Here is a 26,731-nt window from a genome sequence, read left to right on the forward strand (position 1 = left end):
TGGTGAGTTCTCCTTACACCCAGTAGCTGACGCGGAATCGCCACTGCTTCATCGCCAGCAGTGCCAGGCACAGGCCGGCGACGGTACAGCCGATGACGACCCACCAGTGGTAGACGGGCAGATCCGCGCCGATCAGCGGTGCGCGGAGCACCTCCATGTAGTGGTACAGCGGGTTGAGCTGGGCGAGTTTCGCCCGCTCCGAGATCTCCCCACCCTGATCCTTCAGGGTGGTGGTGGTCCACACGATGGGCGTGATGTAGAACAGCAGCTGCACCAGTGCCTCGAGCAGCGGGGAGACGTCGCGGTAGCGGGTGGCGATGATGCCGAAGAACATCGACACCCAGACCCCGTTGAGTACCAGCAGGAACAGCGCGGGAATCGCGAGGAAGCCCTCCATTCCGAGTGGTCGGGGGAAGACCATCATCAGGACGAGCCAGATCACCATGTTGTGTGCGAGGAACAGCAGCTGCCGCCACACCAGCCGGTAGACGTGGACCGATAGGGCGCTCGGCAGCTGTTTGATCAGCCCCTCGTTCTCGATGAAGATGTCGGATCCGTCCTTGATCGCACCCGAGATGAAGTTCCACATGATGAGACCGACGGTGACGTGCGGCAGGAACTCCGCGACCGGGATCCGGAAGAGCACGGAGTAGAGCAGACCGAGGGCCACGGCCATGACGCCGGTGGCGATGGTGATCCACAACGGGCCGAGGACGGAGCGGCGGTACCGCTGCTTGATGTCCTGCCAGCCAAGCTGAAGCCACAGCTCATGCTGGAGAAACCCGCGGACGAGATCGGACCACGCTGCGGCGAACGTGGTCGACCGGGAGCGGCACTCGCCGGGGTCCTCGGCCCGGACCAGCCGCGCTATGTCCCCGGACAGGTCTTTGGTTGAATGGCTATCTGACACAATGAACACCCTAGCGGCCCATGTGCGCTGCGCGCGGCAGGCGGGCATACTGGCGAGTGATCACCGGACGGAATGAGGAGGCGACATGGCCCTTGACGTGGCTCGCGTGCGCGGACTCTACGTGTCGTTGAGTGACGGTTGGACGTATCTCAACGCACATGAGCTTCCACAGATCCCGGAGCGGGTCGCCTCGGGCGTCGCGACGGCGTTTCGGACCTCCGCATCGGCCACCTCGAATCAGGTCGCCACCGGTACCCACGGCCTCACCGCCCCCGGGGGCGGGCGGCGCGGTGACATGCACACCGAATCGGCACGACGCGCCATCGCCGATCTCGTCGGTGCATCCGCGGACCGGGTGGTCCTCGGCCCCAACAGGGAGACGCTGCTGCGGACCCTGGCGGATTCCCTCCACCCACGGCTGCGCCGAGGTGGCTCGGTCATTCTGGGGCGGTGCGCCGATCCCTCCCTGAACAGTCCGTTCACCGCACTAGACGCGCTCGACGGAGTAGCCGTCCGGTGGGCCGAACCTGATCTCGGAACCGGGGAATGGCCCGCCTGGCAGTACCGCGAGCTCGTCGACGGCTCCACCCGGTTCGTCGTGGTCAATGCGGCACACCGGCTCCTCGGCACCGTGGCGCCCGTCCGGGAGATCGCGGAGATCGTGCACAACCGGTCACGCGCGTGGGTCCTCGTCGACGCCTCCGCCATCGCCCTGTACCGGGGTATCGACATGGACGACTGGGGCGCGGACATCGTCCTCGTGGACTGCGCGGCCTTCGGCGGTCCGCAGGTCTCCGCACTCGTGTTCCGTGACACGACGATGTTCCCGCGGCTCGACGGCGCCTGGGAGGGCGCGCCCGGCCACCTGGCGACCAAGCTCGAGCTCGGCCCTCTGCCGACCGGGCTCATCGGGGGTGTCGCCCCCGCGGTGGATCACCTGGCGGGGTTGAAGGAGGAAGCCCGTGGCAGCCGCCGGAACCGGCTCGTCGAATCTGCCGGGGAGCTGGAGGACTACATGCACTTCCTCTCGCTCCACCTGATCGACTCTCTCCAGTGGCTCGGGGGTCTCCACCTGCTCGGAATCACGGGCGAGACCGCTGGCGACGTCTACCGCCAGGACCGGATACCGAGAGTCAGTCTCGTCGTCCCCGGGGTCGACGCGCAGGTCGTCCACCGGCGACTGCTGGACAACCGGCTCATCACCACGGTCAGCCCACCTGATCCGCTCCTGGAGCAGATGGGGGCCGGGGAAGCCGGCGGCTCCGTGACGGTGTCCCTCGGCCCGTTCAACACGACCGCCGACATCGACCAGTTGACCCGCGCTGTCGCCTCCTTCGGCTGACGTGACGCGTGCTCCCGTCAGTCGACGGTGAGCACGAGCTTGCCGGTCACCTCACCTGAGTCGAGGAGGTGGTGCGCCTCCGCGGCCCGGTCGATCGGGAGGGTGCGGTGGATGCTGACCCTGATCCGACCGTCCTCGAGCATCGGCCACACGTGTTCGACGACCTCCGCCACGATCCCCGCCTTGTCCTCCGGATCCCGGCCGCGCAGACCGGTCGCCGAGATCGATCCACGCTTCGACAGCAGGCGCCCGATGTTCAGCTCGCCCTTCACCCCGCCCTGCATGCCGATGATCACGAGATGCCCGTCCACCGCCAACGCGCGGAGGTTCGGGTCGAGGTACTTCGCCCCCATGATGTCGAGGATCACGTCGGCGCGGTTCTTCAGCACCTCCGCGAAGTCCTCCTCCCGGTAGTTCACCAGGATGTCCGCGCCCAGTTCGCGGCAGGTATCGAGCTTCTCCGCGGATCCGGCGGTCACCGCGACCGTGCATCCCAGTTGCTTGGCCAGCTGGATGCCGAAGGTGCCGATTCCACCGGCGCCGCCGTGCAGGAGAACCGTCTGCCCCGCGTGCAGTCCCGCGACCATGACCAGGTTCGACCAGAGGGTGCACGCCACCTCCACGACAGATGCGGCCTCCGCGAAGGAGAAGCTCTCCGGGATCGGCAGCAGCTGCCCGGCGGGGACCGCAACGTACTCCGCGTATGCGCCACCGGCCAGCAGGCACGCGACCCGTTCGCCCTTCTCCCGGCCGGTGTCACCCGGATCCGCGATCACTCCCGCGCACTCGAGGCCTATGGTCTCGGACACTCCGGGCGGCGGAGGGTAGTGGCCGGCGGCCTGCAGCAGATCCGCGCGGTTGACACCCACGGCCTTCACCTCGACCAGGACCTCTCCGGTTCTGAGTTCGGGTGTAGGTGCCTCGCTCCAGGTGAGTGAGGTCTTGTCGTCCGGGTTTGCCAGTGTGATTGCCTTCATACTGTCCAGGGTAGGGGAAACCGGCGGTCGCGTCCGGCGATCCGGGGTGTACCACCGTGGTCCGGGGCGCGCTGGTGCCACGTCGCGGTGATCCGCTAGAATCGGTCGCGGTCAAGGAAGTATGGCAGAGCGGCCGAATGCACTCGCCTTGAAAGCGAGCGTCCCTTGAAACGGACCGGGGGTTCAAATCCCTCTACTTCCGCCGGGAAGACCCCCTGCACCGCGGGGGGTCTTCTGCATGTCGGGGAGGGCTGCGCGGGGTGTCGGGCGACGCCGGCGGTGGCTCCGACCCCGACCTCCGTTACCCGGTCGCAGCCCCGGCAGGAGCAGGCGCAGGTTCAGATGGACGTCCGGCAGCCGCAGACAGGCAAGCTACGTCAGAGAACGTGCAGCTGCTGGCGAACACCGCAGCAAACGTTCTGTTCGACGTTCTCGCGGGCCTGATGCCCCTCATCCTCGGGGTCGGTCTCTCCGGTGGCGTAGGCGACGGGCCTAGCGTCCGGATCGCGTGACCGGTACCGGCATTCGTCTGACGCCGGGACCGGTCACACGAGATAAGGGGTAGGGTGCACCACATGATCGTGGTGGCCCTTCCCCTCTCCACCACCGTGATCTGCTACTGGACGTCGTCCCATGCGGTGAGGAACTGATCGAGTTCTTCACCGGTGGTCACGGTGACGCGGATGCCTTCGTCGAAGGCCCGGATGAGGACTCCGCGTTCGGCGAGGGCCTCAGCCACCTCCCGGGCGCGGGTGGTGGGGATCCAGACGAAGTTCGTCTGCGAGTCGACGGCCTCCGGGATCCGGGCGACCAACGCCTCGCGCTGCTCGACGGCTTCGTCTGTCCTGCGGAGCAGTTCATCCGCTGCGGCCAGGGACGCGAGTGCCCCGGCCTGGCCGACGGCATTCACGCTGAACGGGAGCGCCATGCGATTCACGGCATCGATGATCTGCGGCCCGCCGAAGGCGTAGCCGATGCGCACGCCGGCGAGGCCGTAGGCCTTCGAGAAGGTGCGCATGCCGATGAGGTTCGGATACCGGTCGAGGAGTTCCGTGGAGACCGGGTTGTTCTCGTCGCGGACGTACTCGATGTACGCCTCATCGAGAACAACGACGATGTCATCGGGGACCCGGTCCATGAATTCGGTGAACTCGTCTTCGGTGAGGTTGGTGCCGGTCGGGTTGTTCGGGTTGCAGACGAAGATGAGACGGGTCCGGTCGGACACGGCGGCCACCATCGCGTCGAGGTCGTGCCTGTGGTTGTCGTCGAGGGGGATCATCACGGGCCTGGCACCCACGACGAGACAGAAGAGGGGGTATGCCTCGAAGCTGGGCCAGGCGAAGATGACCTCATCCCCGGCTTGGCAGGTGGCCTGGACGATCTGCTGGCAGAGCGCCGAGGATCCGCAGCCCACGGCGATCCGTTCCGGGGTGAGCCCCAGGGTGTCCGCGAGCTCCGCTTTCAGTGTGACGACCCCCATGTCCGGGTACCGGTTCGCGGTGCGGGCGGCCTCGGTCATCGCCTCGACGGCACTCGGCAGTGGCGGGTGGGCGGCCTCGTTGCTGGACAGCTTCAGGGCGTCCGGTGCTGCACGCCCCGGAACATAGGCGGGAATGGCGGAGACATCGTTACGGATCATACGTTCAACACTACAACCGGGTAGATCTGGAGTGTGTGGCCTGTGGTTTTGCCGTGACAGCGAGGCTCAGGGTAACATCAGCGCTGGTTTCACGTCATCTGCATCCGTGCGATGTTCGTGAGGTCGATGGAGGCGTGCCAGAGCGGCCGAATGGGACTCACTGCTAATGAGTTGTCTTCCTAACAGAGGACCGGAGGTTCAAATCCTCTCGCCTCCGCCGCCCGCAAGGGTCAACTGAATAAGCGCCCGTAGCTCAACGGATAGAGCATCTGACTACGGATCAGAAGGTTGGGGGTTCGAATCCCTCCGGGCGCACTCTGTGTTGAGACAGAAAACGAGACGGTCCCACCCCGATGGCGGGTGGGACCGTCTCGTTTTGTCGGATATGGGCTTTCACCTGCATATTTGTTGAGTCTTCCGCGCCGGGTGTAATGTAGTACCTCGTTGCCGGGGCTGATACGCCCCAAGGCGGCATGCGCCCGTAGCTCAACGGATAGAGCATCTGACTACGGATCAGAAGGTTGGGGGTTCGAATCCCTCCGGGCGCACCAGATGTGGGAGGCCCGGTACCGTGACCAAGTGGTACCGGGCCTCTGCGTGTGTCCGGATCAGTACACCTCGATGCGGGCGCCGAGCATCTCCGCGTGGGCAAGCTGGTTGATCCAGCCGGGCGTACCGGGCTGGAACCGGATCACGGGGCGTGGAGAGGCGAGGAGGCCGCCGTTGTCGGTGTGCATCCCGGAGCGTGCCTCATACCGGATCCGGGACCGGTATCCGGAATCGACGAGCTCCTCGATGCTGGGGCGCCTGTCCGTGAGGTTCGCGCGGGCATCGTTGAGCAGGGCGAGCGTCTCATCCAGGGCGTCGAGGAGTGCCTCGTTGTTCGTTTCGCACATGGCGCGGACCAGTGAAGGAGCACTACCCGCGACGCGGGTGCCGTCGCGGAAGCTGCCAGCGGCGAGCGACAGGGCGAGCGCCCCTCCGTTGTCGCCGACGATCGCGAGAGACTCGGCGAGCAGGTGCGGCAGATGGGAGATGCGGGCGACCGCGGCATCGTGGTTATCGACCTGTGCCGGGATGACCTCGGCACCGACCCGGGTCGCCATGTGCACGACGTCGATCCAGAGGGACACCCACTGCTCCGGCGGGGGAGTGTCGTCGAGGGCGCGGTCGAAGGTGACCACCCAGGCCGCACCCTTGAACAGGTCCCGTTGGCTGGCGGTCCAGCCGCTGTCCGCCGTACCCGCCATCGGGTGTCCGCCCACGTAGCGGTCGGCCATCCCGCGCTCGCGCACGAGCTCCAGTACCTTCGCCTTCACGCTCACCACATCGGTGAATCCGCAGTCGGGGGCGTGGTTGTCGATGGCCTCGAGGAGCGTGGGAATCGCGGGCATCGGGGTCGCCATCACGATCAGGGCACCGCACTCCTGTGCCTTCTTCAGAACGTCGGTGAGGGAGTCGGTCACGTCGTAGCCGGCATCGGCTGCGGCGTGGGCTGCGGAAGGGGAGCGGTTGTATCCGAACACGGGGTGGCCGGAGGCGGCGAGATCGCGCAGCAGGGAGCCGCCGATCAGGCCGAGTCCGAGGACACAGACGGGCCGGGAAATTACGGTGGTGGTCATCTGACAATCCTCCCATATCGCGACTACGGTTACCGGTATGGATTCCAATGGCTTTGACGGCTTCGACGGCGACACCGATGACCATGACGATGATCTCTGCTTCGCCGTGACCGTTTCCCGGGCTGGCGGGGAGTGGGACGTCCGCGAGATCGACGACTGCTTCGATTCTATCGACGATGCCGTCGCCGCGGTCGGGCGCCTGCGCAGCGAGAGCGCCTCGTTCGCGATGCTCTGCGTCGATGACGAGTACTTCCTCATCCTCCGGCCCGCGCCGGGCGGGGTCCGGCTGCTGCTGTCGGACGCGACGATGGCGGTCGGTGACGATCTCGCGGCCGGTGCGCTGGAGGAGATCGGTGCGGACATTCCGGAACTGGACTCCGATGAGCTGGACAAGGTCGATCCCTGGGCGGAGGGGGACATCGACATCCTCGCCGATCTGGGTGTCAGTGAACAGGTGATGACCGTCATCTGCGATGACTCGGAGTTGTGGGCCTCCGAGCAACTGCTGCGGATCGCGGCGGAACTCGGCTTCGAGTCCGAGCTCGCGGACGCCGTCGACCTCGACATCGACTGACGGTCGCCCGGATGCCGGTCCTACCCGCCCCGGAAGGGCTGATCCGCGCGGAGACACTCATGCACCGGGCGATCGAGGTTGCCCGGACGACCCCGCCCGGAGACGTGCCGGTCGGGGCGGTCGTCATCGATTCCTCGGGCCGGGAACTCGCCGTGGCGACCAACCGCCGGGAGGCTGACGGTGACCCCACCGCGCACGCGGAGATCCTCGCGATCCGGCGTGCCGCGGCACTCCACGGCGACGGGTGGAGGCTGTCCGGATGCACCCTCGTCGTGACTCTGGAACCGTGCACGATGTGTGCCGGAGCGCTCCTGGATGCCCGCGTCGACGAGATCATCTTCGGGGCCCACGAGCCCAGGACCGGGGCGTGCGGCAGTGTCCACGACGTTCTCCGACCGCCCGGGACGATGCGTTGGCCCGAAGTCCGCGGGGGGATCCTGGGTGGGCTGTGCGCCGAACTCATGACCGGTTTCTTCGGTCGGCTCCGGTGACATCCGGGGTTTTCTCAACCGTGGTGATTGGTCATATGACGTTTTCCCCGTGACTCTCGGAGTCCTCTTCCGGAACCCTGTCGGGAAAAACTGTTGTCCCACTTCAGCGCACATTTCTATGGGGATCCTGTGGGGCACCTGAACTACCGTTCAAGTGATACTTTTTGACGGCTGTGCCAGATAACATTCCGGATAAAGTTGCCGCCCGAACGTGCCGGATCTGCGGAACGCACCTAGTATGGGGCTTCCGATCGACCGACTGACAAAGGAGATTTCATCATGGGTTTCGAGAGCAAGGCCAATGACCTCGGCGGCAAGATCAAGGAAGGCGTCGGCGAGGCCACCGACAACGAGAAGCTGGCCAACGAGGGCCGCGCCGACCAGGTCAAGTCCGACATCAAGGAAGGCGTCGAGAAGGCCGAGGAGGCCGTCCGTGACGCCGCCGACAAGGTCAAGGACATCTTCGACAAGAAGTAGGAAGTAGACCGCGACCTCGCGGCTGGCATGGGAATTTGTTGCCCGACGCCCCGTGCGGTTAGGCTGGTCGGCGGTGGCGTGTCCGAGCGGCCGAAGGTGCTCGCCTCGAAAGCGAGTGTTGGGTAATCCCCAACCGGGGGTTCAAATCCCCCCGCCACCGCCAGTCGAAGAGACCCCCGGAGTTCCGGGGGTCTCTTTTCTGTTTCGGGTGTATTCGGGCGCTCCACGCGCCGGTGCGCGGTGTCCATTACAGTGGCACGGGTACCGCGCCGCGGTGGTGCGACGGACCACGCGGGTTCCGTATCCTGAGATATGCCGACGAATCCCGCCGTGACAGAGGAGAAACACCTGTGGCCAAGCTGCTGTATAAACTCGGACGCTGGTCCTTCCGGCGGAAATGGGTCGTCCTCGTCGCGTGGGTGATCATCATCGCGGGTGTCGGCGGCAGTGCGGGGGCCCTCCAGCGGGGGTTCAACGACATCTTCAACATCCCCGGTACCGCCTCTGAGGCGGCCGCTGACTCCCTGGTCCGGAACTTCCCGGACCAGCGCAACCCGCTGACCTCCACGGGCGTGACCATGGTCTTCGCCGCCCCGGAGGGGCAACGGCTCGACGAGCCCCGCTACACGGAGGCCATGGACCGGGTCATCGCCGACATCGACGAGCACGTACCCGGTGTGATCGACCGCGACCGTTTCGGCAACCCTGTCAGGCTCAACCCGCAGCTGCAGAAGGCGGTCATCGAGCAGTCCGTCTCCGCGGGACTCCCGGAGGAGACCGCTGAGGCGGACGCGAAGAACCTCTCCCTCGTCAGTGATGACGGACGGATCGGCTACACCAGTTTCAGCCTCGATGTGCCCCTTCCCGCCGATGTCACGGACGAACAGCGTACCGCCATCCGCCACGCCATGGACATCGGCCGCGAGGCCGGACTCCGGGTGGAGACCGGAGGCCCCGCCTTCGGCGACCCCCTGGTGATCAAATCGACGAGCGAGATGATCGGCCTGGGCGTCGCGTTCCTCGTGCTGCTGTTCACGTTCGGTTCCTTCGTCGCCGCAGGTCTGCCGCTGATCACCGCCGTCACCGGCATATCCGTGGGCTCCTCCGCGATCCTCATCGCCACCCACTTCGCGCCCCTGAATAACGTCACACCGGTTCTGGCTGTGATGCTCGGTCTCGCCGTCGGTGTGGACTACACCCTGTTCATCCTGTCCCGCTACCGCGCCGAACGGGGGCACGGGCGCGGGCGAGACTCCGCGGAACACGCCGCGGGCATGGCCGTCGGCACCGCGGGTTCCGCAGTCGTGTTCGCCGGCCTCACCGTCATCATCGCCCTGGTCGCCCTGACGATGGTCCGCATCCCCTTCCTCTCCTGGATGGGCGTCTCCGCCGCATTCACCGTCGCGGTCGCGGTCGCCGTCGCGCTCACCCTCCTGCCTGCGCTGCTCGGGTTGTTCGGGCGGTTCGCGTTCGCGGGCCGGGTTCCGGGCCTCGGGTCACGCCACCGTCGGGGACGGGACGAATCCGCGGACGGGGAAGGACCACGGAAACGTTCCATGGGCCGTACCTGGGTGACGTTCGTGCACCGGGCACCCGCACTCGTGCTGACCGTCGTCGTCCTCGGGCTGTCCGCGCTGTCCTATCCGGTCCTCAACCTGCAGATGGCGCTGCCGTCGGACAGCACATTCAGCAAGAGCTCCACGCAACGGAAATCCGCGGATCTGCTGGCCGAGGGCTTCGGTGCGGGAATCAACTCCCCGTTCCTCATGATCATCGACGCCCATGACGTCGACCCCGATGCCCAGATCCTCCGCCCCCTCGTCGATGCCCAGCGTGAGACAGATCCCGAGGAATTCAATCCCGGGACCGCGGCGGCGATGGCCTCGTACGCCTACGTCGCGCAGCGCTACAACACGAATCCGGACATCAAGCACGTCCAGATCATCGGGCTCTCCGAGGACACGCGGGCCGCCCAGCTCCTGATCACCCCGCGCAGCGGCCCCGCCGATACCGTGACCTCCCAGCTGCTCGGCTCGCTGCGTGCGAGCGACCGCGAGATCGAGGAGGCCACCGGCATCGACATCGGCGTCACCGGCCTCACCCCGATCCAGCGGGACGTGACGAAGAAGCTCGCCGAGGCGATGCCCATCTACCTCGCCGTCGTCGTCGGACTCGCCATCGTGCTCCTGCTCGTGGTGTTCCGCTCCATCATGGTGCCCGTCATCGCGGGTCTCGGGTTCCTGCTGTCGGTCGGAGCCGCCTTCGGTGTCACCGTCCTGTTCTGGCAGGAGGGGCTGTGGGGCATCGTCGACACGCCGGCCCCGATCATCTCGTTCATGCCGATCTTCCTCATCGGCGTCACCTTCGGTCTCGCGATGGACTACCAGATGTTCCTGGTGACCCGCATGCGTGAGCACTGGATAGCCACCGGCGGGAAGCGTTCCGGGGGATCGCGCTACAACGCCGTCGAGGAATCCGTCATCGAGGGGTTCAGCATGGGGGCCCGCGTGGTCACCTCGGCGGCGCTCATCATGATCGCCGTGTTCGCCGCGTTCATCGACCAGCCGCTGCCATTCATCAAGATCTTCGGCTTCGCCCTCGGCGCGGGTGTCCTCTTCGACGCCTTCTTCATCCGCATGGGCCTCGTGCCCGCGGCGATGTTCCTGCTGGGCCGCGCGACCTGGTGGATGCCGAAGTGGCTGGATCGCGTCCTGCCGACCCTGGACATCGAGGGTGCCGTGCTGGAGGAACAGTTCGAGGAAAGCGCACCCGCCACGGATGAACCCGCCCCGGCGGGTGCAGGCACACGCCGCTGACCGACACCCGGCCGCACCGGCACTACAGTGACAGTCATGACTGACACCACCTTCACCCTCGGCACCCGCCTGGAGTCCAGCCCCCACGGGCGCACCGGGGTGATCCACACCCCGCACGGCGACATCGCCACCCCGGCGTTCATCCCGGTGGCGACCAAGGCCACGGTGAAGACCCTCACCCCGGAGCAGATCCGGCAGACCGGTGCGCAGGCGATCCTCTCCAACGCCTACCACCTCTACCTCCAGCCGGGCCCCGACATCGTCGACACCGCCGGAGGGGTCGCCGCCTTCGAGAACTGGCACGGACCCACCTACACCGACTCCGGGGGATTCCAGGTCATGAGCCTCGGTGTCGGCTTCAAGAAGGTCCTGGCAATGGACACCACGAACCTGACCGCCGCCGACGTGAAGGCCCGAAGCAAGGACCGCTTCGCGCACGTCGACGAGGACGGTGTGGACTTCCGCAGCGTCATCGACGGGTCGAAGCACCGCTTCACCCCGGAGGTGTCCATGCAGATCCAGCACCAGCTCGGGGCCGACATCATGTTCGCCTTCGACGAGCTGACCACCCTCATGGACACCCGCGAGTACCAGGACGCCTCCGTCGAGCGGACCCACCGCTGGGCCCGCCGTTGCCTCGAGGAACACAACCGGCTGACGGAACAGCGCGTCGGCAAGCCGCTGCAGTCCCTGTGGGGGGTCGTGCAGGGGGCACAGTACGAGGACCTGCGCAGGCAGGCCACCCGGGGTCTGGTGGCGCTCTCGGAGGAGTTCCGTGCGGAGGGGAAACGCGGTTTCGGTGGCTACGGCATCGGCGGCGCCCTGGAGAAGGAACGTCTCGGCACCATCGTCGGCTGGGTGTGCGATGAACTGCCCGTCGACGCGCCCCGGCACCTGCTGGGTATCTCCGAGCCGGATGACCTGTTCACCGCCATCGAGGCCGGCGCCGACACCTTCGACTGCGTCGCGCCCACGCGCCTCGGCCGCCGCGGCGGCGTCTACACCCTCGACGGGCGCATGACGCTGACCGGGGCGCGCTTCAAGCGCGATTTCGCGGGCATCGACGAGGAGCTCGGCGGCTACGTCAGCGAGAACTACTCCCGCGCCTACATCCACCACCTGCTCAAGGCGAAGGAGTTCCTGGCGGGCACGCTGTGCACGATGCACAACCTCCACTTCATGATCCGTCTCGTCGACGGGATCCGGGACGCCATCGAGTCGGGGGACTACGAGGTGTACCGGGACGAGTTCATGGGCCGCTACTACGCGTCGAAACGGTAGGTGGTTCCGGTCGGGCGGTGTCGGGCCCTACCGGGGCCGTCGTCGGTGACAGCCCTGTGGGCGGGCGTTGATCAGTAGTTCTCGCGTTTCTTCACCCAGGCGATGGCCGCGTACGTCAGCGGCATCATGATGACCTCGATCGCGGTCTTCCAGAGGAATCCGACGAGAGTGTAGTTGACGGTGTCGCCGACGGTGGTGATGCCGATGACGGGTGCGGCGATGAGGCAGAACAGCAGGGTGTCGCCGAATTCGCCGACGATCGTGGAGCCGATGAGGCGGGCCCACAGGGTTTTCTCGCCGGTGCGTCTCTTGATGGCGACGAGGACGTAGGAGTTGAGCAGCTGGCCGGCGAGATAGCCGACGAGCGAGGCGATGACGATGCGGGGAACCACGCCGAGGACGCTGGCGAACGAATCCTGGCCGTCGTAGAAGTCTGCGGCGGGTAGCGCGATGGCGACGGTGAACGCGGCGACGGCGAGGAGCATGGCGGCGAACCCGGTCCAGATGGCGCGGCGGGTGGCGCGGAAGCCGTAGCACTCCGCCAGGACGTCGCCGATGATGTAGGCGAGGGGGAAGAGGAAGAAGGCGCCGTCGGTGATGATCGGTCCGAGCGTCACCCCCTTGGTGGCGGTGATGTTCGAGATCACGAACACGGAGACGAACAGTGCCAGCAGCACGGGGTAGTAGGAGCGCTGGACGGGGATGAAACGGGCGTTCGCGGACGCTGCGGAGGTGTCGGCAGCGCCCTGCCCAGACGGGATCTCGGAGTGTGTTGTCATGGCGAACATCGTGCCACAGGGGCTACCGGTGTCACCCACCGCAGCCCGCATCACCGCGGCCGTTAGCATGGTCCCATGTCAGATTCCTCGTCCGGCGCCGGTCGCTACGCGCCCTCACCCAGTGGTGACCTGCACTTCGGCAACCTGCGGACGGCGGTGCTCGCGTGGCTGTTCGCCCGGCGATCGGGCCGTCGTTTCCTGTTGCGCGTGGAGGACATCGACACGCAGCGGTCATCGACAGAGTCCGCGGAACGGCAGATCGAGGACCTGGTCACGCTGGGACTCGACTTCGACGGTGAGGTGTGGTCCCAGCGGGACCGGTATCCCGCCTACGCGGACGTGGTCGACGGACTGCGTGCCCGCGGACTCGTCTACGAGTGCTACTGCTCGCGCCGGGAGATCCGGGAGGCGTCCGGTGCCCCGCACGTTCTCCCCGGCTGCTATCCCGGCACGTGCCGGGATCTGGATGAGGTGACGCGGGAACGACGCCGCGCGGAACTCGCCGCGGACAACCGTGTCCCGGCGCTCCGGCTCCGTGCGGAGGTCACGGAATGGACGGTGCACGACCACTACGCCGGTGAGTACACCGGTGAGGTCGATGATCTGGTGTTGCGTCGCGGGGGCGGTTGCCCGGACTGGGCGTACAACCTCGCGGTCACGGTCGATGACGCCGCGCAGGGCGTCGACCAGGTCGTGCGCGGGCGGGATCTGTTGTCGTCGGCGCCCCGCCAGGCGTATCTGGCGCATCTGCTCGGTTATCCGGAGGTGGGGTACGTGCACGTGCCGCTGGTGCTGGGGTCGGAGGGGAGACGGCTGGCGAAGCGGGATGGAGCGGTGACTCTGCGGCAGATGCTCGACAAAGAGTCGATCGATGCGATCCGCGGCCGGATAGCCCGGTCGGTGGGAGTCGACGGGGTCTCCGACATGCCCGGCCTACTGGAGCGCTTCGATCCCGCTGCCCTCCCCGGTGATGATGTGGTGTGGGTGGCACCGGATCAGCGGGGGAGCTGAATCGTTGCCGGGGCCGCCCCGTACGTGGACCCCGGGAAACACCGTCGACGTCCACCGTGCGCTGTGCCGGTGGTACCCGGACGAAAAAAGAGACACCGAATGCGGTGTCTCTTTCTCAGCGTCCGAGAAAACGGCGCCAGACGCGCTTCGCGAGTCCCCGGTCCGGCTCCGGTTCGGGTTCCGGCGGGGACGCCGGCTCCGGGGGAGGGGTATCTTCCGGGACAGCCGGAAGATCCGTGGCGTCGGAACCGGTGCTCTCCGGTGCCGGAGAATCGGATGCTGTCTCCATGTCCGGATCCTCCGCCGCGGCGTCCGCGGCAGCCCCGGAGACCCGGTTCCGGGTTCCGTCCCCCGGGGGGTCGGCCACCTCAGACGTGAGTCCGGCCCGGATGCCCAGGGTGCTTCAAGCTATCTCGGCGACCCGTCGCTTCACGGAGGTGCGCAGCAGCGCGAGGTTGGAGGAGTGCCGGTCGACGGCCACGTAGATGAAGGACTGGTCGTCGAGCATCCGGATGAGGTGCAGCTGGTCGTCGAGGGTGAGGAGCATGTCCTCGAGGCCGGTGTCGAGGCCGAGAGCCTTGATGGTCTTGTACTTGGCCTTGACCATCTCACTGTTGTAGGCGGACGCGACGTCGAGATCGAAGTTCGCCATCTTGGAGGCGCTGGCGAGCGACATGCCGGTGTCGAGGTCGACGACGGAGGCACCGATGAAGCCGTCCAGATCATCGGAGATGTTGGCGATGAGGTTGTTCAGGTCTTCCTGACGGGACATGGTGATCCTTCCAAAGGGGGATTGTTTATTCTGATGGTAGCGCGTCCGGGTATCAGTTCTCGTGGTGGCCGTTGCCATGACCTATGCTGATCACCGAACGCTTGAAAAATCATAACTGCAGCTGTACCCTGTCCGCCATTTCAGGAGCCCCCGTGACCCATTCCCGCGAGAGATCCGGCACCCCGGAAAACGCGATACCGGACGACGCGATCATCGGTTCACCGTCGGACTCGGAGGTCGTGTTCATCGGTCCCCCCGGCGTCGGGAAGACCACCGCCGTCACCACCCTGTCGAGCGCCGCCCCCGTCACCACGGAGGTTCTCATGGTCGATGGTGCGGCAGCGTTCGCGGGTACCTCCAAACTGACCACCACCGTCGGTATCGACTACGGGATCTGGGAGCGCGGTGACGGCACCCTCGTCGGGCTGTTCGGCACCGCCGGGCAGGACCGTTTCAGCCACAGTCGGGCACCCCTGCACAACCCCGATGCGGGGGTGGTCGTCTGGTTGTTCGGCGACCGGGGGGACCTCGATGACGCCCTCGAGCACTGGATCGCCGCAGCAGGCGGACCGACCGTCGCGGAGCGGATGATGGTCGCCCTGAACTTCACCGCACCCGGTGCCGTCGAACGGGCGCGCGCCTCGCTCGCCGGGCTGGGATACGGTTCCATGCCGGTCGTCGAAGCCGATCCACGGAATCCGGAGGACATGGTTCGGCTCGTCACCGCCGCCATCCGACTGACGGAGGAGCACTGATGGCTGGACACGATCGGACCACCGGGCCCCGGCACCGCCGGATCCGCGGCCGGGAACTCGGTGCCAATGAGATCGCCCGAGCGGCGCTGCCGTACCTCTCGACGATCCGCGAGGAGGTCAGTGGCGTACGCGCCATCGTTCTCGGTACCGGTGACGGCATCCACGTCTGCTCACTCGGTATGGGGGGACCGGAGGACGCGGCGCGACTGTCGGCCCTCAACTCGTCGATGTTCGGTGTCGCGGGGGCCCAGGTGCAGTTGATGGGCCACCCGGATTCCGTCGGCGGGGAGACCGTCGTCGCGGTGACCATGCCCGGGGAGATCCTCATCGTGGTGAGCATCGTCTACGAGCCGGTGGGGAACCTGCTGCTCTGTGTGTCGGCGGAGGACACCCAGCTCGGGATGGCGATCCACCAGACCCGCCAGGCCGCCGATGAGCTGGCCGCCTGGCTGTCCGAGGACTGATATCCCGTACCGGCGCCGGTCGTGTGCGGCGTCAGAGCATCTTCCCGTGGACGTTCCACCCCTCGGTGAGCGTCCGGCGCAGAGCGTCCATGCGACGGAAACCGACGGCGTGGTCGGCCCGGAAGTTGGCGAAGCGCAGCCAGAGGCTCTCGCCGTGGGCGGCGTTGGTGCGGAAGTACTCGTCGACGTCGATGCGGTGGCCGAGGTTCTTGCCGGCGAACAGGGTGACCATGGTCAGCACATCCTCTGGCGCGTAGTACGCGGCGACCCGGTCGGCGGTGTACTCCTGTGCGCGGGTCGTCGACTTGCCCAGGAAGAGCAGTGTCATGACGGGTGTGTAGATCAGTCTCCAGAGGGAGATGTGCCGGCACTTCACGTGCCCCAGCTCGTGGGCCATGATGAACCGGAGTGCCGCGAAATCACCGTGCACATAGGCGAGGTCGACGATGTCGGAGTTCACGACTATGTAGGCGGCGTGTACCCGGCACTTCGTCGCGTAGGCATTCATCACGCCGTTGCCGTTGTGCAGGTAGAGCTTCGGCAGATCCGGTCCGCCCGGGCGGTTGAAGCCCATCCGCTCACCGAGCCCGGTGTAGACGGCGTAGAGCTCGGGGAGCTGCTTCTCCGTGAGTTCGATGCTGTTGGCCGCTGTCTTCCAGTAGGTCACGCGGATGAACACGAGCGCGACGACAGGTGTCACCAGCCCCAGCAGAATCCCCATCGCCCATTCGGAGGGGGCATCCCCGCTGACGAGTATCACGATCGCGGAGACGGTCACGATGGCTGTCAGGGTGAGGCCGAGAATGACCAGAGGCCATTCCGCACGGTGGCGGAGCTCCTTCACCGTCGGCTCTTCCGTGGTCGGGCTCGGTGTGGTGCGGGTCTGTGGTGCGGACATCGTGGTCCCTTTCGGTGGTGGCCCCGGAAATCCGGGACGGATTTCCGGGGCCTGTGTCGCAGGCGTCCGGGAGGCCGCGGATGGGGACAATGGGCCTGAACGGACGGCTCTGCCGTAAAATGCGGAGACGCCCGTGCCGGGGAAATTCCCGGCACGGGCGTCTCTACTGCGGAGGATAGGGGATTTGAACCCCTGAGGGATTGCTCCCAACACGCGTTCCAGGCGTGCGACATAGGCCGCTAGTCGAATCCTCCAGAAAGAGCACGACGGTTCTCGCCGTCATGTCTGCGGTGTACTATACCCAAACCTCCGCTCCGGACAAAACCCGGACCCGGCTTGGGTCTCCGGTCAATCGTGGGCTACCCTGTGGTCAGGACCCCGTGCGGCGTACACCTCGTGAACTCCCCCAGGGCAGGAATGCAGCAAGGGTCAGCGAGCTCTGACGGGTGCGCGGGGTCCCCTCAAACTCAGATGTCGCGATGCACCGCTCCACGCCGGGCGGTGCATCTTTTTGTCTCCCGCCCCCTTCGCGGACGGTGCTCCAGCCGTGGTGCGCCTCGGCACCGGCGGCTACAGTGGACCCCGGAGACACCGCCCGTGAGGGGAGAAACCCCGGGGCCGGTGTCCGGAACGTTTCACATCCATTCACCGCGGAAGGTGGCACCCATGACGTTGCAGGATCTCGATGCGAAGGCTCTCGCCGACTTCACCGGGGAGATCTCGGCGAAGTACGAGGAACTCAAGGCCCGGAACCTGAAGCTGGATCTGACCCGCGGTAAGCCGTCGGCGGAGCAGCTCGACTTCTCCGAGGAGCTCCTCGGCCAGCCCGGTGCGGGGGAGCACACCACCGCCGACGGCATCGACGTCCGCAACTACGGTGGACTGATCGGGATCACCGACATCCGTTCGATCTACTCCGATCTCCTCGGCATCCCGGTGGATCAGATCTGGGCCGGTGACGCCTCGTCCCTCAACATCATGTTCGACCTGATCCTCGCGTCCTACGTCTGGGGCAACAACGACTCGGACACCCCGTGGAAGGACCTCGACAAGGTCCGCTGGATCTGCCCCGTCCCCGGCTACGACCGCCACTTCACGATCACCGAGCACCTCGGCTTCGAGATGGTCACCGTCCCCATGACCGACGAGGGCCCCGACATGGACGCCGTCCGGGAACTGGTCAAGGACCCGTCGGTCAAGGGCATGTGGACCGTGCCGGTGTTCGGTAACCCGACCGGCATCACCTTCTCCGGGAAGGTCTGCCGTGAACTCGCCGAGATGGAGACCGCGGCGAAGGACTTCCGCATCGTGTGGGACAACGCCTACGCGATCCACACCCTCACCGACGAGTTCCCCGTCATCCACAATGTGCTCGACCTCGCGGAGAAGGCCGGAAACCCGAACCGCTTCTGGTTCATGACGTCGACCTCCAAGATCACCTTCGCGGGTGCCGGCGTGGCCTTCTTCGCATCATCGAAGGAGAACCTCGACTGGTACGGCTCGCACGCGGGTGTCCGCGGTATCGGGCCGAACAAGGTCAACCAGCTCGCCCACGCCCGCTACTTCGGCGACGCCGACGGCGTCCGCGCGCTCATGCGGAGGCACGCGGCCTCACTGGCACCGAAGTTCGCGACCGTCCTCGACATCCTCGAGTCCCGGCTCGGTGAGCACGGCGTCGCCACCTGGACGAAGCCCGAGGGTGGCTACTTCATCTCCCTCGACGTCGTCGACGGAACCGCCTCGCGTGTGGTCCAGCTCGCGAAGGAGGCCGGAATCGCGCTGACCGGTGCCGGTTCCTCGTTCCCGCTGCACAAGGACCCCGACAACCGGAACATCCGGCTCGCCCCCTCGCTGCCGCCGGTCGAGGAACTCGAGGTGGCGATGGACGGCGTCGCAACCTGCGTGCTGCTGGCGGCGGCCGAGAAGTTCGCCGGCTAACCGCCCCCTATACTCGTCTCACCGACATGTGACGGTGAGACGGGAAGGAATGGGCACGGTGGACCTCAGGGAGACGACCTACTGGATCAACGATCTCATTCCGGGGTCCCTCGGGGTGTGCCGGATCGGCGACTTCCACATCGGCTCCGGGGTCCTCGACTCCGGCGAACGTCTCGCCACCACCCTCGACTTCGGGCGGGTGGACACCGGGCTGGTCACCGACATGGACAGCATCGTCGAATCGGCGACCGATGATGTCCCGACGGAGCCCGGGGATCTGGACGCCCGGCCCGTCGACGTCCGTAGCGAGGTGTTCGCGGTCGCGGCCGGCAGCTACGACTGCCTGGACCGCGTCGTCGCCGCGGCCGCCACGCTTCTGCGGGATTCCGCAGGGCGGATCCCCGCAGCCCCCGGGCAGCTGCTGCCCGGCGTCGGGGTGCTCGGTGGGCTCGTCGCGGAACCGGGCGTCACCATGCGTCACGGACTCCTCGTCGTCCCCTACGTGTGGGCGAAGGGCGTGCCCCGCATGATGGAGAAGGCCGGGGAGGTGGGAACCGACGGTGATTCGGCCACACAGCCCGCGAACGCCCGGCTCACCGTCCTGCTGCAGCTCGTCCTTCTCACGGACGAGGAATTCTCCCACGCCCGGACCTACGGCATTCCCGCACTGCAGCAGGCGATGGTGGAACAGGGCGTCAACCTGCTCGATCTGGGGCGCTGAACTGAGCCATCCCTCCGCCGGTAGGCTGGAGGAGTGGCTCTCTATCGCAAGTACCGTCCCGCAACGTTCTCCGAGGTCATCGGCCAGGAGCACGTCACCGATCCGCTGAGCGTGGCCCTCGACTCCGGTCGAATCAACCACGCCTACCTCTTCTCCGGCCCGCGGGGTTGCGGAAAGACGTCCTCCGCGCGGATCATGGCCCGGTCATTGAACTGCGCCGAGGGGCCGACATCCACACCGTGCGGCACCTGCAACTCATGCGTGTCCCTCGCGCCGGGCGGTCCCGGCAACCTCGACGTCACCGAGCTCGACGCCGCCAGCCACAACGGCGTCGACGACATGCGGGAACTGCGCGACCGGGCGCTCTACGCGCCGGCCGAGTCCCGCTACCGGGTGTTCATCATCGACGAGGCGCACATGATCACCACCGCGGGTGCCAACGCCCTGCTGAAGATCGTCGAGGAACCCCCGGCGCACCTCGTGTTCATCTTCGCCACCACTGAGCCCGAGAAGGTCCTCGGTACCATCCGGTCCCGGACCCACCACTACCCGTTCCGGCTCCTCACCCCGCCCGCCATGCGCAGCCTGCTCGAGCGCACCTGCGCCGCGGAGGGCGTCGAGGTCGAGGACGCCGTCTACCCGCTGGTCATCCGTGCCGGTGGTGGCTCCCCGCGTGACTCCCTGTCGGTGATGGATCAGCTGCTCGCCGGTGCCGGTCCCGACGGCCTCACCTACGACATGGCCGTGCCCCTGCTCGGGGTCACCGACTCCTCGCTCATCGACGCCGCCGTCAACGCCCTCGCCGAAGGCGACCGGGCGACGATGTTCCGCACCGTCGCCGACGTCATAGAGGCAGGGCACGATCCGCGCCGTTTCACCTCCGATCTCCTCGACCGGCTCCGTGATCTCATGGTCCTGCAGGCGGTGCCGGACGCCATCGACATGGGGCTCGTCGACGTTCCGGCTGCACAGGTGCCGGTGATCACCGAGCAGGCCTCGGCCTTCGGGGGGTCGGCGCTGGCACGTCTCGCGTCCCTCGCCAACGACGGACTCGACGAGATGCGGGGGGCCACCGCTCCCCGGCTCCTCCTGGAGATCCTCTGCGCCCGCATGCTGCTGCCCGCGGGCACCGACAGCATCGCCGGGGTCAGCCAACGGCTTGAGCTCGTCGAGCAGGGACTGAACCAGCTTCCCGACGCCCCGCCCGCGACCCGGGCCGCGGCACTCGCGGCCGTCAATCAGGAACAGAGTCGGCAGCAGTCCGAGGCCCCCGGTTCCGCCGACGCACCTGCGCAGGATCAGGCCCCGGCGTCGGTCAGCGAAGGCGCCCGTCGTGCCCGCGAAGCAGCTGAGCGTCTGGCCCGGCGAGGCGCCGAACGGCAGCAGCGGCAGGCCCCGCAACCGAATCCGGCGCCGGCCGCTGAGCCGGCGCCGGGAAGGAAGCCCGATCCCCGGGCCGATGACACTCCGGCAGCCACTCCGCCGAAACCGGAGACCGGTCCCGGAACTGATGCGGACGTCGGGCAGGGCGCGGAACGGCGGCGGGGGACCCGCCCCGACGCCGGCCCCGGGGCGGAACAGTCCCGACCGAAGGAACCGCGGCCTGAATCCGACTCCCGTCCCGGATCCGCGCAGGAGAAACAGGATCGTCAGCCGGAGCAGCGGACCGGGTCGGGGCCACGGCAGACCGCACGACCCGCACGGGAGGTGTCGCCCCCGCATTCGGAGCACTCCACGCCCGCCACCGAGAGCACGCCCGCCGATGCTCCCGGACACGACGACTCCGACGCGGGCGTGGAGACCCCGGCCCCCGCCCCGTCCGGGGATCCCGCCGACCTCGTGCGCCGCAACTGGGCGCAGCTACGCGCCGCCATCGGCGCGAGCAACAAGGTCGCCGAGATCATGCTGACCGAGGCCAGGGTCCTCGGTGTCCGCGGAGGGACCCTCGTCATCGGGCACAACACCGGGGCGCTCGCCTCGCGCCTCAACGCCCCGGGAAACAACGGCGCGATCGTCGCCGCGCTGAAGAACGAGCTCCAGCTCGATCTCGAGGTCGAATGCGAGGTGGGGACCGCCCCTTTTGACCCGGTGCCCCCGGCCCCGCGGAACACCTCTACCCCGAACCCCGTGCAGACTCAGTCTGATTCCTCCGGTTCGGACCCGTCGCCGCGGCAGAACCCGGCGCCCCGGGAGCCCTCGGAGCCGACGACGGCACCGGAGTCCCCGACCCGACGATCCGGCGGTGACCGGCCGGAGAAGCCGTCACCCCGGGACGGCACCGATACCGGTGGATGGGGGACGCCGGCTCCGCTCGGCGGTCCGAAACCGGAAGCCACCGGCACCGACCGCGACCCGGAGCCGAAACCCGCTGAACCGGTCCGACGACCGCAGCCGGACACCGGGGAACGGCCCTGGGAGCAGGTGCTCAACAGGGTGAGCCAGAGGCAGGGACGGCGTCCCGAACCACGACGGAACGCCGACAGCTTCACCGGCGGCGTACCGTTGCCCCCCGAGCCCTTCGACGAGGATCCGCCGACACCCGATGATCCCTACGGCTACCCCGAGGATGAGGGGATGCCGGGGTCAGGACCCTCCGGTCAGCCACGGGAGCCTACGCCCGCGCCGGCGGATGCGCCGAGATCCGCCCCGACCCCGTCCGGGAACGCAACCGACGAGGAGGAGGAGGACATGCTCCGTGAGGCTGCCACCGGGCCCGGCACCCTCGACCGGCGGACCGCGAGGGACGTAGCGATGGATCTTCTCGCCGGGGAGCTCGGCGCCCGCCAGCTCTAGAGGGGGTCCGCTCCCGGCGGGTAGACTGCCCACGGACGGTCGCCGGATCTCACCGGGGCCCGGGAAAGCGTGCGCAGCGCCGCACACCGACGAACACACCAGGAAGGTCAGTCAATGACTCAGCCCGACATGAACCAGATTCTCCAGCAGGCCCAGGAGATGCAGGCCAAGCTCGAAGCCGCCCAGCAGGAGATCCTCGCCTCCAGCGTCGTCGGCGAGGCCGGCAACGGCCTGGTGAAGGCCACCATGACCGGAAACGGCCAGGTCACCGCCGTCACCATCGACCCCAAGGTCGTCGACCCCGAGGACATCGACACCCTCCAGGACCTCATCGTCGGGGCCTACGATGACGCCCACCGCAAGGTCGCGCAGATCGCCGAAGAGAAGATGGGGCCGCTGTCCCAGGGCCTCGGCGGCGGTGACTTCGGCGGCCTGATGGGCTGACGGTCCACGCTTCACCCGACACCCACGCATCCCACAGCGACCGGGGCGCGGGTGTCGTTTACCGTCCGGGCCCGGCCACGCGCCGGGTCCGCGTGCTTTGGCCCCCGCCCGCGACGGCCGTAGTCTGAGCGGGGCGGCCGACCCGCAACCGGGCCGGTCCCTGTCCATGGCCTCCGAGTAGGAAAGAGACGCGCCGGTGTTTGAAGGACCGCTCCAGGACCTCATCGATGAGCTGTCCCGGCTCCCCGGGGTGGGGCCGAAATCGGCGCAGCGGATCGCGTTCCACCTGCTCACCGTCGACCCCGAGGACGTCACCCGGCTGCAGAACGCGTTGGGGGCCGTGCGTGACGGGGTGGCGTTCTGCCGGATCTGCTGCAACATCTCCCGGGAGGCGGTGTGCCGGATCTGCGCGGATTCGGGCCGCGACCGGGGGCTGATCTGTGTGGTGGAGGAGCCGAAGGACATCCAGGTCATCGAGCGCACCGGCGAGTACAACGGGCGGTACCACGTGCTGGGCGGTGCACTGGACCCGTTGGCGAACATCGGGCCGAAGAACCTGAACATCTCCCCGCTGCTGCAACGCATCGGCGGGGTGCTACCGGACCGGGAGCTGGCGGATTCGACCCCGGAGGAGCCGCAGTTCGACGATTCCCCGGAGATCACCGAGGTGATCCTCGCGACCGACCCGAACACCGAGGGGGAGGCTACCGCCTCCTACCTGGCACGCCTGCTCCGCGACTTCCCGGGACTGACGGTCTCGCGACTGGCTTCGGGCATGCCGCTGGGTGGGGACCTGGAGTTCGTCGACGAACTGACGTTGTCCCGGGCGCTCAGCGGCCGGTTGACGCTCTAACGGAGCCGTTCCGCACGCAGCTTGTCGACGATGCCGAGGTCCAGCGGCGCGAGGTCGGTGAGCCCGATCCCGAGAGCCCGGGCGAGAATGAGGTCGGCGAGCTGCGGGTTCCTGGCGAGCGCCGGGCCGTGCATGTAGGTGGCGATGACGCTGCCCTGCACGGCGCCCTCCGCGCCGGTCTGCGCGTCGGGGTTCCCCGTGCCCGCGGCACCCGCCGCGTCGCAGTTGCCCACGCCCCGGGTGACGGTTCCCAGGGGTCGGGCGTCGGGCCCCAGGATGGTGGCGCCCATGTGGTTCTCGAATCCGGTGAGCGGCCGGTCGAGGGCCGCAGTGAAACCCGCTCCGGTGGGGGTGGACGCGACCTCACCGATGGTGCGTTTCGCCAGCGAAGATGTCGTCGCGTCCAGGAGACCGACGCCGTCGACGGTGCGCCCCGCCGCGCGGAAGGACGTGCCCAGGACCTGCAGTCCCGCGCAGATGGCGAGGATCGGTCGGCCGGCGTCGGCGGCGCGGCGCAGGCCGCCGTCGCTGATGAGGTGCTCAGCCGCCAGGATCTGGGCGGTGTCCTCGCCGCCGCCGAGGCAGTACACGTCGAGGCTCTCCGGCACGGGCGTGCCGAGGGAGATGGTGTGGATCTCCGCGGGGATGCCGCGCATGCGGGCACGCTGACGGAGGACGAGGGCGTTGCCGTCGTCGCCGTAGGTGCCCAGAACCTCGGGGAGGATGAGGCCGATGGTCAGCTGGGTCATTTCGGGTCCTCCGTGAGTCTGGTCAGGGCGCGGCGCAGGTCGCGGAAGGCGGTGTAGTTCGCCAGCACCTCGACCCGCCCCTCGGGACAGGCGCGGATCGCGTCGATGGTGTTCTTGACCAGGGTGTGGTCGATGTCGGCGTAGGTGAGCCGGACCGCGAGGTCGGTGCCGCGTTCACCGGCGGCGACGACGGAGAGTCCCCCGAAGTCCTCGAACCGGACGTCCCAGATCCAGGAGAGATCCTCGCCGTCGGCGACCTGGCCGTTGACGGCGATGACGAGACCGTCCGCGGAGCGGTCGACCATGCTCAGCGCCTCCTGCCAGCCGGCGGGGTTCTTCGCCAGCAGCATGTGTACGTCACGGCCCTCGAAGCGGATCGTGGAGTAGCGGCCCGCGACATTGTCCACGGCCTCCACGGCTGGCAGTGCCTCCGCGACGGGGACACCGTAGCGTTCCGCGGCCGCGGCGATGGCCTGAGCGGCGTTACCCCGGTTCGCGGTACCCGGCAGGGTGAGGTTCACCGGCAGCGTCTCACCGTCCGGGCCCGTGAGGCCGTCATCGGTGATCGTCCACGTCGGTGTGGGGCGGCGGAACTCCCGACCGTCGGCCAGCGGCTTGACGGCGTACCAGTCGTCGCCGTCACGGACGATGTGCCCGCCGGTGCGCGGGCAGGAGACCGAGTCACCGTGCCAGCCGTTGCCGGCGGCGACCCAGACGACGTTCTCCGCGTCATAGGCCACGGAGGTCATCAGCACGTCATCGCAGTTCGCGATGACGGTCATGTGCGGATTGTCGGTGACACACTGCCGCAGGGCGCGCTCGATGGAGTTGATCTCCCCGACGCGGTCCAGCTGGTCACGGGTCAGGTTCAGGAGGACGAGGCAGTCGGTACGGAGTCTGCGCGTGACCCCCGGAACATGCAGCTCGTCGCACTCGAGGACGATGTGGCTCGCACCCCGTCCGTTGAGCAGTGCGGAGATGATGCCGGCGTCCATGTTGTCGCCACCCTCGTTGGTGACCACGTCGAACCGGGTGCGGAGGGCGGCGACGAGCATGCGGGTGGTGGTGGATTTGCCGTTGGTGCCGGTGATCAGGGCGACGGGACGGCCTTTACCGAGTCCCTCCATGATCGCGGGATCGATGGCACCGGCGACGAGACCGCCGATCATGCCGCCTGCACCGCGCCCGGTGGCCCGTGACGCCACCGTCGCCACCGTCGCCGCGCAGGTGGCGAGGTTGGTGCGCAACCGTTTCACGGGTGCTGGGAGGTTGAGTTTCATTCTGCCGAGTCTACCGCCCGGCACAACTCACTCCCGAGTGCCCGGCACGATGTCGCCGGCGACGACCTCAAGGAACGCGGAGTCGCTGATCAGCGGGATACCCTTGCGCGCGGCGTGCATCGCTTTACCGGAGAGCTCGACGGTCTGGTTGCACACCACGAGGCTCGTGGCCCGGGTCAGCTTCTCGGAGTAGTTGAGGTTCGCGCCGACGGCCGCGGCGATGATCTCGTCCGGATCCGCCGCGATCTCAGGCGAGACCACGATCTCCATGCCCTCGGTCAACGGCCTGCCGCGCTGCCAGGGGCCGGGGTTGACGAAGCGACGTTCCGCGTCGGCGGCGTCGACCCGGAGGTGGCTGCGCTGCAGGCCGAAACGGTCGCCGTGCAGGTTACCGGGATCCAGGAGCGCGAAGGGCAGCTTCTCGTCGAGTGCCGCGGGGCCACCGTAGGCGTCGAAGAAGAGCTGCGCGATGAGCCTGTTGTCGGTGCGGGTGTGCTCGGATTCGCGGACGTCCGCCCGTTCCACGGAGGCCACCGGTGTGGGCGCGTCGAGACCGAGGGTGCGGGCGACACCGCGGATCCGGGTGTCGTCGAGTCGGACGGACCGCCGGCGTGCGGTCGCGAGCGTGTCGATGATCGCCGTGGGCCTGGGAACGTGCCCGGGCCTCCGTTTCCGGCCACGGGCCCGCCGTCCGCGGCCGGACCTGTTGGTGTTGTTCCGGATGGCGCGCCGGGACTCGGAGACGATGAATCCCCACACCCGGGGGGCGTTGTGCACCAGGAGGGTGCGCCCGTCGATGAGTCTGGTCACCGAGCGCAGCACGTTGTCGAAGCGCTGGCCGGCGTGGATCTCAGCGGGGCTCAGTCCGTGGAGGTGGGGCGGGCCGGGATCTGTACCCGGGTTGAGGACCGCGTGGTAGGTGTCGACCTCCTCGCCGGTCGGTGAATAGGTGACGAGATCGACGGCGACGAGGCGTGCGGTGCTGGGATGGATACCCGTGGACTGGATCGCTGCGGCGACGTAGGGGGCGGCGGAGATCTCCGCCGCGCGGTCGCGCATGCGCTGTTCGCGGTCCCGGTTGCCGCGGGAGCGCTCGTCCGCAGTGTCTGGGGTCTCTGGCCTCGTCGTTGTCATCACCTCCATCT

At 67.7% G+C, this 26,731-nt stretch carries 26 protein-coding genes, 6 tRNA genes and 1 other RNA gene; 21 read left to right on the top strand and 12 right to left on the bottom strand.

All coding sequences use genetic code 11. The annotated features are described in order from the left end of the window. Positions 1-13: 13 nt before the first annotated feature. On the bottom strand, positions 14-883 hold the full coding sequence (wzm, locus tag KRX55_RS07535) for a galactan export ABC transporter permease subunit Wzm/RfbD (RefSeq protein WP_370625791.1): 870 nt from the start codon (positions 881-883) through the stop codon (positions 14-16). Between the two features lie 112 nt (positions 884-995). Between wzm and KRX55_RS07540 the strand changes: the two genes are divergently transcribed. Beyond that, positions 996-2,252 (top strand): aminotransferase class V-fold PLP-dependent enzyme, encoded by a 1,257-nt coding sequence (locus KRX55_RS07540; RefSeq protein ID WP_218407154.1) that lies wholly within the window; start codon positions 996-998, stop codon positions 2,250-2,252. Positions 2,253-2,269: 17 nt separating this feature from the next. Here the strand turns inward: KRX55_RS07540 and KRX55_RS07545 are convergent, their stop codons facing one another. Beyond that, on the bottom strand, positions 2,270-3,229 hold the full coding sequence (locus KRX55_RS07545) for an NAD(P)H-quinone oxidoreductase (RefSeq protein WP_218407155.1): 960 nt from the start codon (positions 3,227-3,229) through the stop codon (positions 2,270-2,272). 115 nt (positions 3,230-3,344) lie between these two features. Between KRX55_RS07545 and KRX55_RS07550 the strand changes: the two genes are divergently transcribed. Together KRX55_RS07550 and KRX55_RS07555 are read left to right on the top strand one after the other, a co-directional pair. Further along, positions 3,345-3,431: transfer RNA gene (locus KRX55_RS07550), tRNA-Ser, on the top strand. Positions 3,432-3,489: 58 nt separating this feature from the next. Further along, a complete protein-coding gene (locus KRX55_RS07555; RefSeq protein WP_218407156.1) occupies positions 3,490-3,741 on the top strand; it encodes a hypothetical protein in 252 nt (83 codons plus the stop codon). A gap of 104 nt (positions 3,742-3,845) precedes the next feature. Here KRX55_RS07555 and hisC read toward each other — a convergent pair whose 3' ends face one another. Continuing rightward, positions 3,846-4,868 (bottom strand): histidinol-phosphate transaminase, encoded by a 1,023-nt coding sequence (gene hisC / locus KRX55_RS07560; RefSeq protein WP_218407157.1) that lies wholly within the window; start codon positions 4,866-4,868, stop codon positions 3,846-3,848. 128 nt (positions 4,869-4,996) lie between these two features. Here hisC and KRX55_RS07565 point away from each other — a divergent pair. From KRX55_RS07565 to KRX55_RS07575, 3 genes are all read left to right on the top strand, one after another. Beyond that, positions 4,997-5,085: transfer RNA gene (locus KRX55_RS07565), tRNA-Ser, on the top strand. Between the two features lie 25 nt (positions 5,086-5,110). Beyond that, positions 5,111-5,183, top strand: a tRNA-Arg gene (locus KRX55_RS07570). Between the two features lie 160 nt (positions 5,184-5,343). Further along, positions 5,344-5,419: transfer RNA gene (locus KRX55_RS07575), tRNA-Arg, on the top strand. Between the two features lie 57 nt (positions 5,420-5,476). Here the strand turns inward: KRX55_RS07575 and KRX55_RS07580 are convergent. Then, positions 5,477-6,490 (bottom strand): prephenate dehydrogenase, encoded by a 1,014-nt coding sequence (locus tag KRX55_RS07580; RefSeq protein WP_218407158.1) that lies wholly within the window; start codon positions 6,488-6,490, stop codon positions 5,477-5,479. A gap of 37 nt (positions 6,491-6,527) precedes the next feature. Between KRX55_RS07580 and KRX55_RS07585 the strand changes: the two genes are divergently transcribed. The 6 genes from KRX55_RS07585 to tgt all read left to right on the top strand — a co-directional run bounded on the left by KRX55_RS07585 (position 6,528) and on the right by tgt (position 12,129). After that, entirely contained in the window at positions 6,528-7,064 is a 537-nt protein-coding gene (locus KRX55_RS07585; protein WP_218407159.1) for a tRNA adenosine deaminase-associated protein, read from the top strand. An 11-nt stretch (positions 7,065-7,075) separates the two neighbouring features. After that, positions 7,076-7,555, top strand: a complete 480-nt coding sequence (locus tag KRX55_RS07590) for a nucleoside deaminase (RefSeq protein WP_218407160.1) — start codon at positions 7,076-7,078, stop codon at positions 7,553-7,555. 279 nt (positions 7,556-7,834) lie between these two features. Next, positions 7,835-8,032: a CsbD family protein gene (locus tag KRX55_RS07595; protein WP_200258017.1), complete on the top strand. Its 198-nt coding sequence runs from the start codon at positions 7,835-7,837 to the stop codon at positions 8,030-8,032. A 72-nt stretch (positions 8,033-8,104) separates the two neighbouring features. Further along, positions 8,105-8,195: transfer RNA gene (locus KRX55_RS07600), tRNA-Ser, on the top strand. A 187-nt stretch (positions 8,196-8,382) separates the two neighbouring features. Next, on the top strand, positions 8,383-10,848 hold the full coding sequence (locus KRX55_RS07605) for an MMPL family transporter (RefSeq protein WP_218407161.1): 2,466 nt from the start codon (positions 8,383-8,385) through the stop codon (positions 10,846-10,848). 36 nt (positions 10,849-10,884) lie between these two features. Then, positions 10,885-12,129: a tRNA guanosine(34) transglycosylase Tgt gene (gene tgt / locus KRX55_RS07610; protein WP_218407162.1), complete on the top strand. Its 1,245-nt coding sequence runs from the start codon at positions 10,885-10,887 to the stop codon at positions 12,127-12,129. Between the two features lie 71 nt (positions 12,130-12,200). Here tgt and KRX55_RS07615 read toward each other — a convergent pair whose 3' ends face one another. Further along, a complete protein-coding gene (locus KRX55_RS07615; RefSeq protein WP_218407163.1) occupies positions 12,201-12,908 on the bottom strand; it encodes a queuosine precursor transporter in 708 nt (235 codons plus the stop codon). 75 nt (positions 12,909-12,983) lie between these two features. Here KRX55_RS07615 and gluQRS point away from each other — a divergent pair, with 75 nt between their 5' ends. Next, positions 12,984-13,919 carry a tRNA glutamyl-Q(34) synthetase GluQRS gene (gluQRS, locus tag KRX55_RS07620; RefSeq protein WP_218407164.1) on the top strand — a complete coding sequence of 312 codons (936 nt, stop codon included), beginning with the start codon at positions 12,984-12,986 and terminating at the stop codon, positions 13,917-13,919. 115 nt (positions 13,920-14,034) lie between these two features. Here the strand turns inward: gluQRS and KRX55_RS07625 are convergent, their stop codons facing one another. Together KRX55_RS07625 and KRX55_RS07630 are read right to left on the bottom strand one after the other, a co-directional pair. Next, positions 14,035-14,208 carry a hypothetical protein gene (locus KRX55_RS07625; RefSeq protein ID WP_218407165.1) on the bottom strand — a complete coding sequence of 58 codons (174 nt, stop codon included), beginning with the start codon at positions 14,206-14,208 and terminating at the stop codon, positions 14,035-14,037. A 114-nt stretch (positions 14,209-14,322) separates the two neighbouring features. After that, positions 14,323-14,691, bottom strand: a complete 369-nt coding sequence (locus tag KRX55_RS07630; protein WP_218407166.1) for a hypothetical protein — start codon at positions 14,689-14,691, stop codon at positions 14,323-14,325. Between the two features lie 152 nt (positions 14,692-14,843). Here KRX55_RS07630 and KRX55_RS07635 point away from each other — a divergent pair, with 152 nt between their 5' ends. Beyond that, the gene (locus tag KRX55_RS07635; protein ID WP_218407167.1) at positions 14,844-15,446 is read left to right on the top strand and encodes a hypothetical protein; all 603 of its coding nucleotides are present in this window, start codon (positions 14,844-14,846) and stop codon (positions 15,444-15,446) included. Then, entirely contained in the window at positions 15,446-15,910 is a 465-nt protein-coding gene (locus KRX55_RS07640; protein WP_218407168.1) for a roadblock/LC7 domain-containing protein, read from the top strand. The genes KRX55_RS07635 and KRX55_RS07640 overlap by 1 nt, the downstream gene beginning before the upstream one ends. A gap of 31 nt (positions 15,911-15,941) precedes the next feature. On the opposite strand, the gene KRX55_RS07645 is transcribed toward KRX55_RS07640, so the two are convergent. Beyond that, positions 15,942-16,808, bottom strand: coding sequence for a M48 family metallopeptidase (locus tag KRX55_RS07645; RefSeq protein WP_255567667.1), 867 nt, complete (start codon positions 16,806-16,808; stop codon positions 15,942-15,944). A 169-nt stretch (positions 16,809-16,977) separates the two neighbouring features. Beyond that, positions 16,978-17,062: transfer RNA gene (locus KRX55_RS07650), tRNA-Ser, on the bottom strand. Between the two features lie 115 nt (positions 17,063-17,177). Here KRX55_RS07650 and ffs point away from each other — a divergent pair. From ffs to KRX55_RS07680, 6 genes are all read left to right on the top strand, one after another. Continuing rightward, positions 17,178-17,274, top strand: an RNA gene (gene ffs / locus KRX55_RS07655) — signal recognition particle sRNA small type. A gap of 200 nt (positions 17,275-17,474) precedes the next feature. Next, on the top strand, positions 17,475-18,746 hold the full coding sequence (locus tag KRX55_RS07660; RefSeq protein WP_218407169.1) for an aminotransferase class I/II-fold pyridoxal phosphate-dependent enzyme: 1,272 nt from the start codon (positions 17,475-17,477) through the stop codon (positions 18,744-18,746). A 58-nt stretch (positions 18,747-18,804) separates the two neighbouring features. After that, complete coding sequence (locus KRX55_RS07665; protein ID WP_218407170.1) at positions 18,805-19,467, top strand: suppressor of fused domain protein; 663 nt, start codon at positions 18,805-18,807, stop codon at positions 19,465-19,467. 33 nt (positions 19,468-19,500) lie between these two features. Next, on the top strand, positions 19,501-22,260 hold the full coding sequence (locus KRX55_RS07670; protein ID WP_218407171.1) for a DNA polymerase III subunit gamma and tau: 2,760 nt from the start codon (positions 19,501-19,503) through the stop codon (positions 22,258-22,260). A gap of 114 nt (positions 22,261-22,374) precedes the next feature. After that, on the top strand, positions 22,375-22,704 hold the full coding sequence (locus KRX55_RS07675) for a YbaB/EbfC family nucleoid-associated protein (RefSeq protein WP_218407172.1): 330 nt from the start codon (positions 22,375-22,377) through the stop codon (positions 22,702-22,704). A gap of 196 nt (positions 22,705-22,900) precedes the next feature. Further along, the gene (locus KRX55_RS07680; protein WP_218407173.1) at positions 22,901-23,557 is read left to right on the top strand and encodes a recombination mediator RecR; all 657 of its coding nucleotides are present in this window, start codon (positions 22,901-22,903) and stop codon (positions 23,555-23,557) included. On the opposite strand, the gene KRX55_RS07685 is transcribed toward KRX55_RS07680, so the two are convergent. From KRX55_RS07685 to KRX55_RS07695, 3 genes are read right to left on the bottom strand one after another with little or no spacing between them, the layout of a single operon-like run. Next, positions 23,554-24,306, bottom strand: coding sequence for a type 1 glutamine amidotransferase (locus tag KRX55_RS07685; protein WP_218407174.1), 753 nt, complete (start codon positions 24,304-24,306; stop codon positions 23,554-23,556). The genes KRX55_RS07680 and KRX55_RS07685 overlap by 4 nt on opposite strands. After that, entirely contained in the window at positions 24,303-25,586 is a 1,284-nt protein-coding gene (locus KRX55_RS07690; protein WP_218407175.1) for a DUF1727 domain-containing protein, read from the bottom strand. The genes KRX55_RS07685 and KRX55_RS07690 overlap by 4 nt, the downstream gene beginning before the upstream one ends. Positions 25,587-25,613: 27 nt before the next feature. Beyond that, the gene (locus KRX55_RS07695) at positions 25,614-26,729 is read right to left on the bottom strand and encodes a DNA polymerase III subunit epsilon (protein ID WP_370625792.1); all 1,116 of its coding nucleotides are present in this window, start codon (positions 26,727-26,729) and stop codon (positions 25,614-25,616) included. Between the last annotated feature and the right edge of the window lie 2 nt (positions 26,730-26,731).

It is taken from the genome of Corynebacterium sp. TAE3-ERU16, from assembly GCF_019209935.1.
GTDB classification, from domain to species: domain Bacteria; phylum Actinomycetota; class Actinomycetes; order Mycobacteriales; family Mycobacteriaceae; genus Corynebacterium; species Corynebacterium antarcticum.